Origin of the sequence: Enterococcus sp. DIV1059_2 (assembly GCF_051713685.1) — a bacterium.
Lineage (GTDB): Bacteria > Bacillota > Bacilli > Lactobacillales > Enterococcaceae > Enterococcus_D > Enterococcus_D casseliflavus.
In genome coordinates this window covers 223,426-239,405 of record NZ_JBIOQK010000001.1, presented here as the reverse complement: position 1 = coordinate 239,405, position 15,980 = coordinate 223,426, and the positions used below count along the sequence as shown (strand labels likewise).

The 15,980-nt window shown below is 45.3% G+C and carries 14 protein-coding genes; 1 reads left to right on the top strand and 13 read right to left on the bottom strand.

Annotation, left to right across the window (positions count from 1 at the left end; all coding sequences use genetic code 11):
- Positions 1 to 14: 14 nt before the first annotated feature.
- The 4 genes from IGI72_RS01120 to IGI72_RS01105 form a co-directional block, all read right to left on the bottom strand.
- Positions 15 to 626 (bottom strand): class I SAM-dependent methyltransferase, encoded by a 612-nt coding sequence (locus IGI72_RS01120; RefSeq protein WP_438752752.1) that lies wholly within the window; start codon positions 624 to 626, stop codon positions 15 to 17.
- Between the two features lie 353 nt (positions 627 to 979).
- Entirely contained in the window at positions 980 to 1,789 is an 810-nt protein-coding gene (locus IGI72_RS01115; RefSeq protein ID WP_034695281.1) for a PTS system mannose/fructose/sorbose family transporter subunit IID, read from the bottom strand.
- The gene (locus tag IGI72_RS01110; protein ID WP_005226797.1) at positions 1,773 to 2,561 is read right to left on the bottom strand and encodes a PTS mannose/fructose/sorbose/N-acetylgalactosamine transporter subunit IIC; all 789 of its coding nucleotides are present in this window, start codon (positions 2,559 to 2,561) and stop codon (positions 1,773 to 1,775) included. Before IGI72_RS01110 ends, IGI72_RS01115 begins: the two co-directional genes overlap by 17 nt.
- Before the next feature lie 140 nt (positions 2,562 to 2,701).
- On the bottom strand, positions 2,702 to 3,664 hold the full coding sequence (locus IGI72_RS01105) for a PTS mannose/fructose/sorbose transporter subunit IIAB (protein WP_010748603.1): 963 nt from the start codon (positions 3,662 to 3,664) through the stop codon (positions 2,702 to 2,704).
- Positions 3,665 to 3,854: 190 nt separating this feature from the next.
- Between IGI72_RS01105 and IGI72_RS01100 the strand changes: the two genes are divergently transcribed.
- A complete protein-coding gene (locus IGI72_RS01100) occupies positions 3,855 to 4,562 on the top strand; it encodes a GntR family transcriptional regulator (RefSeq protein WP_438752749.1) in 708 nt (235 codons plus the stop codon).
- Between the two features lie 24 nt (positions 4,563 to 4,586).
- On the opposite strand, the gene IGI72_RS01095 is transcribed toward IGI72_RS01100, so the two are convergent.
- From IGI72_RS01095 to IGI72_RS01055, 9 genes are all read right to left on the bottom strand, one after another.
- Positions 4,587 to 6,362, bottom strand: coding sequence for a glycoside hydrolase family 35 protein (locus tag IGI72_RS01095; protein WP_438752746.1), 1,776 nt, complete (start codon positions 6,360 to 6,362; stop codon positions 4,587 to 4,589).
- A 13-nt stretch (positions 6,363 to 6,375) separates the two neighbouring features.
- Positions 6,376 to 7,539: a glycoside hydrolase family 88 protein gene (locus IGI72_RS01090; protein ID WP_438752743.1), complete on the bottom strand. Its 1,164-nt coding sequence runs from the start codon at positions 7,537 to 7,539 to the stop codon at positions 6,376 to 6,378.
- Between the two features lie 149 nt (positions 7,540 to 7,688).
- Positions 7,689 to 8,516: a DUF7402 domain-containing protein gene (locus tag IGI72_RS01085; protein WP_438752741.1), complete on the bottom strand. Its 828-nt coding sequence runs from the start codon at positions 8,514 to 8,516 to the stop codon at positions 7,689 to 7,691.
- The gene (locus IGI72_RS01080) at positions 8,491 to 10,257 is read right to left on the bottom strand and encodes a DUF2264 domain-containing protein (protein WP_438752739.1); all 1,767 of its coding nucleotides are present in this window, start codon (positions 10,255 to 10,257) and stop codon (positions 8,491 to 8,493) included. Before IGI72_RS01080 ends, IGI72_RS01085 begins: the two co-directional genes overlap by 26 nt.
- Before the next feature lie 417 nt (positions 10,258 to 10,674).
- Positions 10,675 to 11,670, bottom strand: coding sequence for a tagatose-bisphosphate aldolase (gene lacD, locus IGI72_RS01075; RefSeq protein WP_319026210.1), 996 nt, complete (start codon positions 11,668 to 11,670; stop codon positions 10,675 to 10,677).
- Positions 11,671 to 11,854: 184 nt separating this feature from the next.
- Positions 11,855 to 13,024 (bottom strand): SIS domain-containing protein, encoded by a 1,170-nt coding sequence (locus tag IGI72_RS01070; protein ID WP_438752736.1) that lies wholly within the window; start codon positions 13,022 to 13,024, stop codon positions 11,855 to 11,857.
- A gap of 179 nt (positions 13,025 to 13,203) precedes the next feature.
- On the bottom strand, positions 13,204 to 13,938 hold the full coding sequence (locus IGI72_RS01065) for a GntR family transcriptional regulator (protein ID WP_005226773.1): 735 nt from the start codon (positions 13,936 to 13,938) through the stop codon (positions 13,204 to 13,206).
- Positions 13,939 to 14,152: 214 nt separating this feature from the next.
- The gene (locus tag IGI72_RS01060) at positions 14,153 to 15,181 is read right to left on the bottom strand and encodes a PTS system mannose/fructose/sorbose family transporter subunit IID (protein ID WP_005226771.1); all 1,029 of its coding nucleotides are present in this window, start codon (positions 15,179 to 15,181) and stop codon (positions 14,153 to 14,155) included.
- On the bottom strand, positions 15,171 to 15,977 hold the full coding sequence (locus IGI72_RS01055; RefSeq protein WP_005226770.1) for a PTS mannose/fructose/sorbose/N-acetylgalactosamine transporter subunit IIC: 807 nt from the start codon (positions 15,975 to 15,977) through the stop codon (positions 15,171 to 15,173). Before IGI72_RS01055 ends, IGI72_RS01060 begins: the two co-directional genes overlap by 11 nt.
- Between the last annotated feature and the right edge of the window lie 3 nt (positions 15,978 to 15,980).

Here is a 15,980-nt window from a genome sequence, read left to right as displayed (position 1 = left end):
AATCTTTTAACATATCATCCTTTCCTCTTCCCATATTTCCGTTGCAGCTTCTTTGACATCTTTTTTTCTTTCTTTTTTACTAACGGATTTTTCGCCCGCTTTTCTGCGTAAAATACGTAATAGTCGTCAACTTCCGTGACTTTCACGTAACCGAAAACGGAGCGAATCTTGTTCTCATACCATTTTCGGCGCTTGGTCACCATGTATAGCTTTCCGTTGAGTGCCAGTTGACGATAGGCTTTCTCGATAAATTCCTTTGGTACAGAAAAATCTACATGGTACGGCGGATTAGACAGAATAACATCAAACGTTTTGTCGCTGATTTCTCTAAATCCTTCACTTAAGACGATCTCTGGTGCTACGTCATTTCGTTGCGCATTTTTTGTAGTCAAGTCGATGGCATTTGCTGAAATGTCTGTCATTGTAACTGCTGCTTCAGGATACCTTTTTGCCAGATAAATTCCTACAAACCCATAACCACATCCCAGATCCAAAATTCTATCCTGGTCATTGATAACTGCTGCTTTTAACATCGCTTTCGTTCCTACATCTAACCCTTTTGGGGAAAATACGCTTTCATTTGTTTCAAACTCTAATGATAGTTCATCATATCTGACTGCAAGCAAATCCTACCCACTCCTTTAGCTGTTTTATGAATTGCTTGGTGGCAGCTTTATCACTAATAGTAGATTATCACCGTAATCACCGTAAGACCCTTGTGAATTGGTCAATTAGTTACCAAGCCAAAGATCCTCATTTTTCTAGTCCACTGCCCAAACAAAAGACAGCTTTTCAATCATTATATAATAAAAATAATTAAATATTTGATTTATAGGAGTAAATATAACGGTTTTTTGTTAAAATCAAATTATTTATGAGTATAAATAAGAAAATTATTTTATAAAAAAAGAGTGCGGAAAAATATTCCACACTCTTTTTCTATTTACATATTCTTATCTATCAGTTGTTACTGATAATCTTAACCCAAAATACCAAACGCACTCAAAACGATCGATAAGATCAAGATGATCCAAATTACTCGAGTGGAATTTAGTTTCTTTTGGCCTAGCATCCAGTAGGTCAGCAAGACGAGCAAGATAGGTACAAGGGATGGCAAGATGGCATCCAACGTGTCTTGGATCACCAATTCGACGCCATCTTTTTTATAGACAAAAGGAACAGTTGCTTTGACCACAGAGGGAATCAAGGCACCAATCACTGTGACCCCTAAAACGGTTGCGGCATTGGTGAAGGCCGATAATTTGTCTTTCAAGGTCGTCACTAATTTGACCCCTTGTTTGTAACCTAGAGGTAGCAACGCTGCCCGACCGAAAAGTAACGCGATGTTGGCGATGATCCAGATGACACAGCCAACGACGGAACCATTTTGCGCCAATGTGCCGGCAACAGAGCCAAAGATCGTTCCCCAAATCACGTGGAACAAGGAGTCACCGACACCTGCTAAGGAACCCATCAAGGCCGTTTTCAAGGCGATGATCGTTTCTTTGGCTTTGTGTCCGTCTTGTTCTTCAATCGCGACATCGATCCCCATGATCAAGTTCCCAAAGATCGCATTGGTATTGAAAAATTGATTGTGGGTCCGCAGCATATCTTGTAGCTGAGCTTCATCGTGACCATAGAATTTTTTCAAGACGGGCAGGATGCCGTAAAGGTAACCTGAACTCATCATTCGCTCATAGTTCCAGTTTAATTGGCTTGCCAAAATATAGCGCCAGCTAATGGTATTCAACTCTTTTTTTGTCAGTTTTTGATCACTCATCGCCATCATATCCTCCTTCAAAATCTCCAGCAGCTGCCGTTGCAACGGTGCCTTTTTCGCTATCTCGTTTAAAGACTAACATTGCTGCTACGAGCCCAATGATGGAAACGCCGAGCATTGGCACTTGCAGATACGCAGCTAAAAAGAAGCCTAATAACAAATAAGGAATGTAGTGCTTTGTTGGCAAGTAGCGCAATAAGATCGCTACCCCGACGACTGGCAAGACGCCACCAGCGGTTTTTAGTCCAGTCATCAGCCATTCTGGCGTGTTATCGGTAATCGTCGTAACGACTGCATCTCCAGCTAAAAGCATCAATAAAATCGGAATCGCCCGTGACAATCCCCATAAGAAAGAACCCGATAAAACTAACCGTGGGATTCGTTTGACTTGCATGTTGTCGATGGCTCTATCGATCCGGTGTAGTAGAAATACGTTACAAAAACGAGCCACGACGTCCAGTTGCAGCATCAGTAAGGACACTGGAACTGCTAAGCCGATGCCGTATTCCGCGCCGTTTCCTGAGATCACGGCAAACGCCGTTCCCAGTACTGCGCCGGTAAAATAATCTGGGACGGATGCACCACCAAATGCGGCGATCCCTAAACGCATCAACTGCAAGGTACCGCCGACCATCAAACCGGTCTTCAAGTCCCCCATGATCATTCCAGAAATCATTCCGGCGATCGCTGGTTGGGTCAACGTATTGGAAATAAGTGAATCATTAATAGCAATAAAAGCATAAACAGTAATAAGAATGATTTGATACGCTGCTAAATGCATGAATTTTCCTCCTAATTGTATGAACGAGTCTTAACTGGCTGGTTATCGATCGTTGTGTCGCCTCAGACAAATCGTGAAAAACACTCGTTTTTTGACAAATCCTTCGCTACATATTCTCCTCGATCGAAGCGCTGCCTGATTTATCCTCGTAATTTCTTCATAAAGTCGATCGATGGTTCATTGGGTACAAGCTGTGCCGTGACGGTGATTCCTTTTGCGGCGATCGCTTCAAAGATCGGCTCTTCTTCTGGCAGCACTTGAATGCTTTTGGTCACTTCCCGTGCGCCTTCTTTGTAGCTCATGTTGCCGACGTTGATCGCTTTGATCGGTCCATCTGCTTCAATATAACGCAAAACATCTTGGGGATTTTTGAAAAGTAAAAACAACCGTTGCTTGCCGTAACGACCAGCGCGAATATTCTTGGCTGCAGTTGCCACTGGAAGGACGGAAAGTCGCATCGAAGTTGGCGCTGCCATTCGTAAAGAAGATTTTTGTAATGGGTCTGCGGCGGCTTCATCATTGGCCACGATGATCCGTTGCGTGTTTAAACTGGTGGACCAGATACCGGCGACTTGTCCGTGGATCAAGCGCTCATCGATCCGACTATTGACGATATTTTCTTGCCCAGCATACGCACTGTAATCCCCTAGTTCCTCTTGCTTTTCTTCTAAAATTTCTTGTTCTGCCTGGTTCATCCCTGCTTTGACATCAACGATGTTTTCTTTGGCTAAGCAAAGCAGCTCGTTGATCGTCGCTCGTTGATTGACGACTGCCTCGATCACTACGGACAATGTCATTCCAGCGAAAATCGCCACTTCGTCATCCTCTAAATAATTCTTGACTGCAACGTTGCACGGGGTTCCTCCTAATAGATCCGCAATAATCAATGTTGAACCGTTAAGGGCTTTCATTTTCTCGTTCAATTCTTTTTCAAACTGCAGATTGTCACTATCTGGTCGTAATGAAACGGTGTGAACGTTTGCTTGTTGGCCTACGATCATCTCCAGACTGCTTTTGACCCCTTCTGCCATGCCGCCATGACTGATCAACACAATGTTTTCCACTAATTTCCCTCCTACTCCGTAAGTCGCCCTACTTAACATGTTATGTTCCTTGTAAGCATACTATACCACATGGCAAGCCATCCGTAAACCTAATATCTTAACATATTGAATTTTATTTTTTAGGCCTGTACAGACTGGAAAACAACGAATTTTCTACAATAATTAAGTGGCAGGAAAGGATTTAACATGTTATGCTTGATGTATTCATATGGAATGGAGGGAAACCACTGTGTTGCCAAAGTATGAGCAGATCAAGCAAGATCTTTTACAAGAAATCAAAGACCATAAATTCATTCCCGGTGATAAGTTTTATTCAGAGGCGGATATCAAGCGGATGTATTCTGTTAGTTCGATCACGGCAGTCAAAGCGTTGAATGAATTGACGAGTGCTGGCTATCTGTATCGCATCCAAGGCAAAGGGACCTTTGTTTCAAAAGCAAAAGTATCTCAGAGTGTGAAGTTTTCCGACATTGAGCTGCATTCACTGGACCAAGAAAAGGTCAAGGTTCTTGCGGTGGTAGAAGGAAATGACCCCGAGATTTTGAAAGAATTAGGCTTGGCTGCCAGTGCTTCCTACTACCGAATCAAACGGGTCCGCTATTTTGGCGATGTTCCTTTCTTGGTTCACATCACTCATCTGCCGAAGAAGCTGATGAAAGAACCGATCGCCAAAAACCTCAACCGGTATGCCAGTGTTTATGAGCGGGTCCGGAAAGACTTTGCGATCGACCTTTTCTCATTGGCTTCTGTTGAAACCAATGAAATCGTCTTTCCTGATGATGCTGAATTGTTGAACTTATTGCAACTGAGCTTCCGAGAGCCTGCGGTCAAACAAGTCAAGCACTCCTATTTAGCAGATGGAAGTGTCGCTGAATACATCGTCAGCTACAAGCATTGGAAATATTTCAAAACAAAAATAGAAGTAGAGCCCGCATAAATTTGGGTCTCTACTTCTATTTTTTTATTCCACGACAGGTTGATCACAGAAAACGAGCTCCTTGATCTCCACGCCATCGGTTTCAAATACCACGACTTCGTTGCTGCCTTTTTTCAAAAATTCTTTCGGACAGTATAAGGAATGCACGGGGCCACGTTGCCAATAGCGACCAAGATTGATGCCGTTCACGATAACGACACCTTTGCCATACCCACGGCAATCGATGAACGTATCTCCTACCTCTGTCAGCGTGAAGGTCGTTTGATAAAAGGAGGGGTGTGTCGGATTTTTTCCTGCTTGATAATCGATGGCTTGCAGCTGCTCTGCGGAAAGCGTCACTGGGTAATGACGATAGCCTTGATGAAAATGAATGTCTTGCATGATACCTCCACGGATGCCTTTGGCTTGTGTAGGCCCATTCAATTTAAATCCGTAATTCACGCGCCCTAAGTTTTCTACTAAGACATCTAGCTCGATGGTTTCTTTATCTGGTGTCCCTTGGATCAACAGCTCCTCACCTAGCGTTTCTTGGTATTGGATCGCCTGTAATTGGCCGTCGGTAAAAATATGCAACCGATCGCTAGCTTCTACCACTTTTAATTTGTTTTCTCGATGATAGTTTTTTAACTGAACCGAATAGAGCAAATAGCCGTAGCCTGTACTGGCAGCTTCCATTGTTAGTGGATACATGCTTTCTTGCGGGGCCATCAGCTGGTCTTTGATGGCCAATAACGAGACACTGTTTTCGATGGGAAAGGTTCCTAATGCCGCTAATTGCTTGGTCCGTGGTTTGGCTTGCCACACTTCGGGACAGGCTTCTTTTATGGCTTTTTGTACCTGATAGTATTTGTCGGTAGGTTCTCCTGCTTCTGTCAGTAAAGCATCGTAATCATAGCTGGACACTTGTGGTAGATCCAGCGCCCTCCGAGCGGAACAGCCATTGTAAAAGCCAAAATTCGTGCCTCCATGGAACATGTAAAGATTCAAGGAACCGACTGCTAACATCTCTTTGACTTCATTGGCTAAGTCTTGACCGTCTCGCTTGATGATTGGCTCGCCCCAGCGGTTGAACCAGCCATCCCAATATTCCATGCACATGATGGGCCAGTTTTTGCCATGTTTTGCCATAAACTCTTTCATCACAGCCGCATTTTCCTTGGAACGACTGCCGAAATTGCCTGTGACAAAGACATCGTCTTCAATCAATGTCCCAGCGTCCAAGACTTCTTCCCATGCCCCATCTGAAGTAAACAAGGGTACATCGATGCCGCATTCTTCCATCAACTCTTTGGTCTGGCGCAAATATGCTTTTTCCATTCCATAAGAGCCATACTCATTTTCCACCTGCATCATGATCACTGGTCCCCCATGGGTGATCTGCAACGGCACAAGTTTTGGCAGCAAGACCTGGAAATAGTTACGCACCTTTGCCATGAAGCGTGGGTCGGTTGAGCGCAACCGCATCGGTTCGTTTAACAGCCAAGCTGGCAGCCCGCCAAATTCCCATTCAGCACAAATGTAGACAGAAGGCCGCAAAATGACCATCAAGCCTAGCGCTTGGGCTTGCTTTACAAAAGCACAGATGTCTTTCATTCCTTCAAAGTCGTAGACTCCTTCACGAGGTTCGTGGAGATTCCAAGGAATGTAGGTCTCAACTGTGTTGGCTCCCAGTGCTTTTAGATTGTAGAGGCTATCTGTCCATTGCGCCGGTGTCATGCGGAAATAATGGATCGCTCCGCTGATCAATTTGATTGGTTTTCCATCTAACAAAAAATCTTCTTTTATCTCAAACGTTCGCATGTCGTCTTCCCCTTTACCAGTATCTTTGCCAATTAGGCAATGCCAATCGGATCAATCCTTCTAAATAGAAATAGTCTCCCCAAAGATTGGGTTCATCGATGCCTTTGCCTTCCGCATGAGCATACACACCATGTAGCAATAAGCCCTCATTTTCTGGCACTTGGCTCGCTGCATACTGCTCGCCTAATTGGTAAAGCATCCCTTTAGCGATTTTTTTAGCATCCGGATACGCCCCCATTTTCTCTGCTTCCAACAAGCCACAAGCTGCGATCGCTAAAGCTGAGCTGTCTTTTTCAGCAGGATGTTGGTCGTTAAAATCAAAGTCCCAATACGGCACCAAATCTGCTGGCAAATGAGCTAAGAACACCTCCACGATCTGCGAATAATTTTCTGGAAAAGGCTGACTATACAGGTAGCTTTCATTCAAAGGAAGCCCTAAAATCGCCCAGCTTTGCCCTCGTGCCCAAATCGATTGGTCGCTGTTTCCTTGATGCGTCGCACCGTGACTTGGCTGCCCCGTTTCAGGTTCGAAATAATACGTATGAAAGGTGGTGGCGTCATTTTTGATGACGGTATTTCGGACTGTCTGATAATGCTTACTCGCGGCCTCTGCATAGCGAGTCTCTCCCGACAATTGGGTTGCTGCAAATAAAAGCGGCAAGTTCAGTAGCGAATCAATAATCAAGCGGTATTCTTGTGGGTCGCCATAAGTGCCCCAAGCTTGAATAAATTCCCCCTTTTCTTGAAACCGTGCCAACAAAACATCTGCTGCTTGAATGACTTCTTGCTTGCAGTGTTCATCGCCAGTGATCTTGTAGCCAGCACCGGCGGATAAGCTATATAAAAACCCGATATCATGATGATCTAATACAAAATGGTCGTCTAAGCGCGTTTGAAAACTGTCGATATTCTCCATAGCTCGAGTCAAAAAGATCTTTTCTTTGGTCCACTCATAGGCGAGCCACAACATCCCCGTCCAAAAGCCATTGGTCCAATCATCGTTGCCTTTCAGCCGATATTTGCCATCGGTGGCACAGGCTGAAGGAAACTGTGTGCCAAAGCGCTGACTATTTTTTTCGATCTGTTGGATGCACGCGGTGATTTTATCCGCTAACCACACATCGGTCACTTTTTCTCCTAACAGGATCAAGCGTTGTTTGTTCCCTTGCAGACGCATGTTTACCCTCCTCTTAACTTGTTAACATATTAACTGAAATCATTATAACGTAAACGAACAAAAAAAGCGACCTTCCTTCATTGATTCCTAAAAAAAGAGCATGACAGCTGCCCACAAATGCAGACCTGTCATGCTCTTGTCCTCTTTTTTTAACAGTTCCAACCAAATACTTCGATTTGTGTAAGAGCTGGAAACGGGGAATCATCCTCTGCTTTTTGCAGCTCTTTATAGGTCAGCTTAGTCGTTTCTTTTTTCGGAAAACGAACTTCTTGAAAAGACGCCGTATTTGTCGTTTCCACCACCAGCTCTTCTCCATCAGCAAAGACCAAGGTCCCTTTGGTCCAATAGCTATCATGGGGATAATCAGCCCGTAATAGAAAACGAACCCGATCGATCAAGACAGGACGACCAAAATCAATGGTCAATGCAGCATCGGCTTGCTGATTGATGCCCCAAGAAGCAAACGGATACGAACCGTGGGATCGGTTGCCATATTTTCCATCGATCGCATTCTTGGCAAAAAAGACGGAATCATCTCGCGTCTCCACATTCGCTGAAGCATGAGGATACGCCCCTGTCGCTGACTTTTGATCATGGGCATTGAAAGATAAATTTTGATAATTCGTGATCTCAAACGCATGGGCTTTGCGCACCATCAGGTGATGGCGCTGCGAGGCAAAGGCCGTTTCCACCGAGGACTTTCGATGAGATTCCGTCCAAGGGATCTGATATTCCCAAGTGGATTGGGAAAGATAGATCAGGGACGGTGTTAAGGTTTCATCAAGCTGAAGGACATAATACGGATTTTCCCCTGTCACCTCAACGACGATCTTATCCCCTTCCTCATAGGGATAGTTTTTAATGGCTAATACGGCCAAATCATCACCAGAAACTTGAAACGGCGCGGGTTCTTTTTCATGGTCGATGCGACCGACGATCACCTGGTCCTGCTTATTTTTTATTGCTAGCGTAATCATTTGGATCGCTCCTTTCTTTTTCTACGATACCACCGACTAAACAAATCAAACGGTGTTTCCCTGGTGGAATATGTTGTGCTAAGTATGGAAAACTAGTTCTTGGAAAAAAGACGGAGGTATTGGCTTCTGGCTGAACAATACTGGCTTGTTGATAGCCTTCGATGTTGATGATTTGAGAACAAAAGCCTCCTTCACTGACTCGACTCCAGGTCGGTCCTGTTTGGGCCTGAGGCAACCGTCCAGTCAGCGGTACACTAAACCCGCCCTCACGGAGGTCCAACGAAATCGTCGTCGTCAACTCGTGCACGCGCACATGCCACTGACCAAAGGGATAAATCTCAGTTTCAATCACTACCTCCTCAAAGGGTGCCCATTGGTAAAAGACCCCTTTTTCCGTCACCCGATAATCCCTGACTGCGCCCTTCGTGCGAAAATAGCTGCCATCTCGAGCAATAGCTAATGTGCTATCGAAGGCGCCTTCGGCATACGTGACGCCAGCTTTCGGCACACTGAAACCAAGTTTGCTCGAATAGACGAATTTGCTGTATTTTGCTTGAGCATGGGCTTGCTGTTCAAGCATCAAGCCTGCAGGATACCCCAACAGATGATGGCTTTTTTCGTTGTGCACCAGCAACATATTGCCTTTTTCAATCCGTTTTTGCGGCTCTCTTTTGATCGGCTCAGGTTCAGCCCGCCAAAAAGGATGCGTTTCTGCGACCGCTAAAAGCAAAAAGGTCTTCAGCCCCCAATAAGGCGAGCCTGGTGCATTATACCCTTCTGCCATTACATGATTTTCATAGTGGTACCCGATGGACAAGCGACCATCGAAAGTGAAAATTTCTTGTGCCATCCAATTGCGCAAGTGCTTCGCCAGTAGTCCTCGCACCTGTCCCCATGGGATCGCTTCGACGTCTGCGAAAACCAGTGCCGAGAAAAACGCCCCTTGCGCAAACCGATAAGTCAGGCTGCGGCCATAGGGCAAGGCTTCGCCATCTTCATCAAAATAATAGACGAAGTCTTGCGCAAATAGCGTGGCTCGCTCTTTAAAACGCTGCGCCCATTCTGGATCTTCGTCTTGCATAAATGTAGCGTAAATCAAGCCGTAATAATGAAACGCAAAAGGAATGTAGTAATCTCGCTGCGTCGTTTTCCCGTCTACGTACCAACCATCGCCAACGTACATGGAATCGATCAATGCCAACTCTTGGGACAATGCGTCTTTTGCCAACGGTTCCCCACAGTGAAACAAGGCAACGCGTATCAACACTTTGAAGAATGTCCAGTTGTTCTTAGGAATCTTGCACTCAAGTGCTTGGGAAAGCCAAGCCACTAGCTTTCGCTGGTTCTTCTGCGGCAACGCTGTCCAAAAAGCGTCCTTCTGCAACAATAGGGTCAATGACAATGCGGCTGCTTCCACGATGTATTGATCATAATCCGTGATCCTTCCCCAGTAAAACGCGTGTTCAGGATCTGTCCCTGCTATCACTTTTTCTACGTAAGCTGCTCGTAACGGATCATCTGGGCAACCTCTCCAATAAGGCGCTAGCCCCCACAAAGGACGCACAAGCGCTTCCATCTCAGCCCGTGTTCGGTCATACACGGCCCCACTGCTACCTAGATTCAATCCTGGATAGTCATCTGCCAAGATCGCTGCTTGCAAAGGAGCGATCATGTCTTCCAATGCCCGCTGATAATCCAGACGCGTCAAAAACGGATTCTCTTTGATTGCCATTTGCTTCATACGCCATCTCCTTCTGTCAATTTACAGAACAGAATAGCAAGCCACGGCTTTTTTATCAAGCGATCTTCTACTGGCAATACTGCTGAAAAATGAGAAAAGATTTCGAGGGATTTTTGACTTAACCTGTTAACAAATCTTTTAGGATTGATTTTCTTCCCTTCTTTTTCTTTTAACTAGCAAAGTTAACTTAGTCTATATGAAAAAATTATGATAAATCATCCATAGTGCTCTGACTTTTTTTCATAATTTTTTGCTAACCCTTTTTTGTCTAGATGAGGGCAGCGTCCGTTATACTATCAACCTTTTTTCACTAGAAAAAGACACCCTAAAGCCTTAAGTCAGAAGCCTACCACTTCTTCTCAAAAGCCCTTAAGATGTCTGATTACTGGCCATTTCTCTTGTCAAACAGCGAAAAAACTATTCTTCGACCGTGACTTTGTCCCACCAAGAAGTGGCGGTCTTTTGGATCACTTCATTCAAGTCTTCGATGTGCTGTTTTCCAGTACTTGCTAGCCATTCTTTGGCTGCTTCTGTTCCTTGTTTTACAAAGGGTTCAACACCATCTTTCCACGTTGCCCGGCCGCACAAGACGCCATTGAAGGTGGAGCCAGCTTCTTTGGCAAAAACCAGCGTTTCTTGGAATAAGCTGGCCGATACCCCTGCACTGAGAAAAATAAACGGCAGATGCGTCGCGTCGCTTTGCGCTTTGAAATACGCGGCAGCTTCTTCCTTGGTATGCACGGCTTCTCCCTTGGCAAAACCTGCCACATAATTCATGTTGACTGGTACTTCCACTTTTAACACGTCAACTTTGTACTGCGGTTTTGAAAATTCCTTCATCAATCCGATGACTTTTTCTGGTTTGCGTTGCGCATATGCTTTTGAGTCGACTTCAGGCAGCTTAGCATCATAGGAAAGGACTTCTAAAAAGAAGGGCAGATCAGCCGCTTGGCATTCACTGCCGAGTCGTTCCACAAAGACATGTTTCAACTGATTGATCTGAGCATCTTCATCTACATCATAGTAAAGCAAAAATTTGATGGCATCTGCGCCAGCTGCTTTTAATCGCTCAACCGACCATTCCCCTAATAAATCAGGCAAACGTCCCGGCGTAGTCGCATCATAGCCGGTTTTTTCATACGCCAGCAAAAGCCCCGCCTCTGGATCACGGCTTTGCGCAGCTGCCAACCCATATTCTGGATCTAATAAAATAGAAGACGCGTAAGGGGTCAATTCTTGTGAGACTAGCGTTTTAAACTGGCTGATTTTCTCTGCATCAGCCTCCACGCCAAGTGCTGCCATCATTTTTTTCAAGGCACCTCGTTGGTCGATCGCTAAAGCTGCGATCACTCCTTCTTTCGTTGACAGGCGATCCATCGCTGCTTTTTTGGCTTTCGTTACGGTTGCTTTCATTAAAATTCCTCCTTTTTGTCCATGCCAAAGAATCAACCGCTTTCACTTTTTTCAGCGTTGGCGAAACGGTTGTCAGCACGTATAAAAATGTCTATTGATGAAGCCGTTCGACTGATTGACCACCGCACGTATCGACTTCGTACACGAAAAGATACGTGCTCGTGGTGGGCTTTCTCAGTCATCGTTAGTTGTTATACGGATGAATCGTCACGCCTTTGACCACCCGATTGACGGTACGCGTTGGCGAAGGTGTGTCGGGTGTATTCCCGACTTTGATCGATGCCAGCAGTGCGATCGTTTGTGCAAAGACAATGTCTGCTAAGGCAAGATAACCGTCTGGCAATGATGTGTCATCTGGAAAGAAAAAGTTTGTTCCTGAGAAATTCACAGCTGTCGGCTGTCCGATAGCAGTCACTGCGGCGGCGATGCCGTCGCTCTTTAATTCTTCCAACATATCAAGATCATACTGCCGCGTGTAGGACGTATTGCTGACAAAGACAAAGACGAGGGTTTGGTCATCTACGAATGATTTCGGTCCATGACGGAAGCCCATCGAAGAATCGAACACGGTGGCGATTTTTCCCGCAGTCAGTTCCAATACTTTTAGCTGTGCTTCCCTGGTCAACCCCGACAACGTGCCTGACCCAAGGTAAACGATCCGCTTAAAGGAACGGTCCGTCAGTACTTGGAGTTCTGTTTCTCTGTCGATCACTTCTTGCCCCAATCGGCTAAGGGTTTCAACATAATGCCTCTTTTCTGTCAGAGGCGTCTGGTCAAAAATCAGCAGTGCGGAAAGAGCCATGCAAGAAAAACTTCCCGTCATTGCAAAGCCAGCATCATTTGACCTCTCAGGCATCAATAACAGATAGCTCGTTTCATCAGCGGCAGCTTGTTGTGCCAAAGATCCGTCGGCTGCACAAGTGATCGTCAAATGATAACTGTCGGCAACGAATTGATCGACGATTTTGACCGCTGCTAAACTTTCTGGTGAATTGCCGCTTCTAGCAAAAGAAACGAGCAGTGTTGGTTCATCCGCAAATAAAACTTGTTCTGGAGCTGCGACAATATCCGTCGTAGCAATACTTTCAAAAAGATAATCCGCAGTTGCGCCGGTCTTATTCAAGTAAGGAACGATCGTATCTCCAACATATTGCGACGTCCCCGCTCCCGTGAAGACCACCCGGATTCGTTTGTCCGTCTTTTGCTTGATGGTACGTAAGAAAGCCGCGATCGCCTCTTGCTTTTCTTGATAGATCGTCAAGGTTTCTTGCCAAAGTTCTGGCTGTTGTTTGATTTCTCTTGTTGTAATCTCCGCACCTAATTCTGCTAATTCCTTTGTTGACAGTTGAAACATCTTTCTTCCTCCTAGCTACTGTTTTTCCAGTATGTATTCCCAGTGACGGTGCGAGGAGCGCTTGTCTTGGATGAATGCTTAGCGATCACCCAAAGGGCAAACTTCCTCGACCTCACTGGTTTTGAATACATGCCTTTTCTTTGCTCGAGTGGATCATTTCAGACTGTCTAGGAAATGCGCTACTCGTCGTTACGCAAGTGGCGGACTTTGTATCTAAATTGGTCTGCTCGAGCAACACTCAAGGTGTATTCGATCACTTCATTTTCAATATTGAACGTGCTGCGTACCAGGTTCAACACCGGCGCACCTTCGTGGATTTTTAGCAATGCCGCATCTTTTGCACTGGCAATGCTGGCAAAAAATTCTTCGTCCGCGAGGCGGATCACTTGATGAAAATCTTCATGGAAGATGTCGTACAATGGTTTTTGCTCGATCATCTCACTCGTTAAATGCATGAAGCGTTTGACCGGCAGATAAGAACGCTCGATCATCATCGGTTGGCCATCAGCAAGACGCAATCGTTTTAACTTGTAGATCGGCTCGCCGATGGAAACTTGCAACTGAGTGGCAAAATATTTTGTCGCTTCCATTTTTTTGAATGCCAATACTCTAGTTTCTGGTTGTTTCCCTAGTGCTTTCATCTGTTCGGTAAAACTATACGAACCTGATAAATTGGTTGCCTGCTTGCGGATATCCGAGACAAAGGTGCCTTTGCCGTGTTGGCGATAAATATAGCCTAATTTTTCTAACTCCTGTAGAGCCAAGCGAACGGTGGTCCGACTTAATCCGTAGCGCTTTGACAGCTCTCTTTCTGAGGGAAGCATTGTGTCTGCTTCCATTTCATTTTCGATTTTTTCAATCAGTAAATTTAACAATTGATCGTATAATGGTTGTCGATTTTTATTGATATTCATAAGCCCCTCCAAACTGGTTACTACCACACAACGAGTGTACTATTTCCCGATAGGCGTGTCAAACAATCGTCTACAGGGGCTCTGTTTCCTGAATTTGTGTCTTTTCACGCAGGAAAATGAACCAATTGCCAGCACGAACTAAGCTGAAAAGTCAGCTGTTGCTTGCTTAGCAAAACTCCTCCTACGTGTTGCGCCGTTTCTTCTGCTAGCTTGCTTATTGCGGCCAAATGGATGGATACAGACCAAAGCCAGAACCGATCAAGCCGATCACTAGCAGCAAAGCGATACATTTCAACGGCGTCCAGCCGCGTTTTGATAAGAAGAAATACAGCATCAATGTGATGGTCAATGGAATCACTTGCGGCAAGATCCCATCGAGGATTTTTTGAATATCGATCGTCACAGGCACTTCGTTGACTTTGTTAAACGTCAATTCATATTTGCCGTTAGCCAGTTCGTTGACCGCCGCATTTTCTTGCAATGTGTCAGTCAATTGACCATTCTCATCTGTGGTATACAGCATGTCTTCGTAAGCGGCAATGGCTGCTTGATCATCCACGATCGTCGTCGCTTGCGTCACTTCATTGGTAGTGCCGTTAGGGATCTGAATATCCAAAGACGTCGCTCCATACACGCAGGTCAAGGAACCGACAACAAAAATCCCTAAAATACTCGCTGCTCGGGTAAACTCTTTGGCATTTTCCGTTAAGATGCCAATTGCATCTGTCCCTAAACGATAGGACCAGTGCATCAAGAAGTACCGCAAACCAAATTGGGCCGCATTGAATACCAGTAAGAATATAAACGGTGCAGCGATATTGCCGCTGATCGCCATATTGGCTGTGATACCCGCCGTGATTGGTACCAAGGTAAACCAGAACAACGCATCACCGATCCCGCCTAACGGTCCCATCGCGGCGACTCGCACTGCCCGAATCATGGGAATATCGGCTTTGTTTTGTTCCATCGATAAAATGATCCCCATCACAAAGTTCACCAAGAATGGATGAGTATTGAAAAACTCTAAGTTATGGCTCATTGAAGCAGCCAAGTCCTTTTCATTTTTGTGGATCTTTTTCAATCCCGGTAAAATACTGAATAACCAGCCTCCTGCCTGCATTCGCTCATAGTTGAAAGAGGCTTGTAGAAATAAGGAACGCCAGACCATATTGTTCAAGGTCTTTTTATCCAGTTGTTCTGCGGGCGCTTGTTCGCTATAAGAATCGGGAATATTATATGCCATCTTCATCGCCTCCGAAATCATAGGTATTGGCTGCTGCTACTTTAAATTTGGACTGGATTTGATAATCCCAAAAGGCTAATGCAAAACCGATAAAGGCTAGAATGATCAAGGCTGGTCCTTGCAAGGAAGGTGCCGCCATTACGATCGTGGCTAAACCAAACCCCATAAAGAAGAAGCCCCACATTTCTTTGGAAACCATCACTTTTAGTAAAATCGCAAAACCGACATACCGCATCATGCCCCCAGCTGCGCCGAGCCCACCCATCAACCATTGAGGGATCGCTGCGACCGCCTGATTCCCGAAAGCAGCACCGCCGATAAAGAATAAGACCACGATCAAGCCGAAAATCGTACCAAGACCCGCCATCGCTAAATAATTGATTCGATCAATCCCCTTCGTATTGGCATCATGGGCGTAGCTGTCGGCTTTTGACATCACTGGCGACATTAGTGAGAAGATAATCGTCACCCCATATTGCCCCAGCAAAGAAAACGGAATCGCCGTAGCAACCGCTACTGTGGGTTCCAGCTGCAGCGTGATCGCTAAGATTGCTGCCATAATTCCGCCAATCACCGCATTTGGCGGTTGCGCGCCGCCCACCGGCATATTGCCGATCGTCATTAACTGATACGTTCCGCCAACGATCAAGCCGGTTTGAAGATCTCCAAGAATAAGTCCGATAACCATCCCAGTAACAATGGGTTGGTACAATGATTCTAAAAAACTAAATTGATCGATCGCGGCAATGAATGTGACTATGAAGACTAAAATGATTTGAAAAATCGTGTAATCCATTTT

Bases quoted from the DNA above. Each gene is read 5' to 3' on its own strand.
- IGI72_RS01115 (WP_034695281.1), bottom strand. From the start codon at position 1,789: ATGATGGCGATGAGTGATCAAAAACTGACAAAAAAAGAGTTGAATACC.
- IGI72_RS01110 (WP_005226797.1), bottom strand. From the start codon at position 2,561: ATGCATTTAGCAGCGTATCAAATCATTCTTATTACTGTTTATGCTTTT.
- IGI72_RS01105 (WP_010748603.1), bottom strand. From the start codon at position 3,664: ATGTTAAGTAGGGCGACTTACGGAGTAGGAGGGAAATTAGTGGAAAAC.
- IGI72_RS01095 (WP_438752746.1), bottom strand. From the start codon at position 6,362: ATGCGAACGTTTGAGATAAAAGAAGATTTTTTGTTAGATGGAAAACCA.
- IGI72_RS01090 (WP_438752743.1), bottom strand. From the start codon at position 7,539: ATGCGTCTGCAAGGGAACAAACAACGCTTGATCCTGTTAGGAGAAAAA.
- IGI72_RS01085 (WP_438752741.1), bottom strand. From the start codon at position 8,516: ATGATTACGCTAGCAATAAAAAATAAGCAGGACCAGGTGATCGTCGGT.
- IGI72_RS01080 (WP_438752739.1), bottom strand. From the start codon at position 10,257: ATGAAGCAAATGGCAATCAAAGAGAATCCGTTTTTGACGCGTCTGGAT.
- lacD (WP_319026210.1), bottom strand. From the start codon at position 11,670: ATGAAAGCAACCGTAACGAAAGCCAAAAAAGCAGCGATGGATCGCCTG.
- IGI72_RS01070 (WP_438752736.1), bottom strand. From the start codon at position 13,024: ATGTTTCAACTGTCAACAAAGGAATTAGCAGAATTAGGTGCGGAGATT.
- IGI72_RS01065 (WP_005226773.1), bottom strand. From the start codon at position 13,938: ATGAATATCAATAAAAATCGACAACCATTATACGATCAATTGTTAAAT.
- IGI72_RS01060 (WP_005226771.1), bottom strand. From the start codon at position 15,181: ATGGCATATAATATTCCCGATTCTTATAGCGAACAAGCGCCCGCAGAA.
- IGI72_RS01055 (WP_005226770.1), bottom strand. From the start codon at position 15,977: ATGGATTACACGATTTTTCAAATCATTTTAGTCTTCATAGTCACATTC.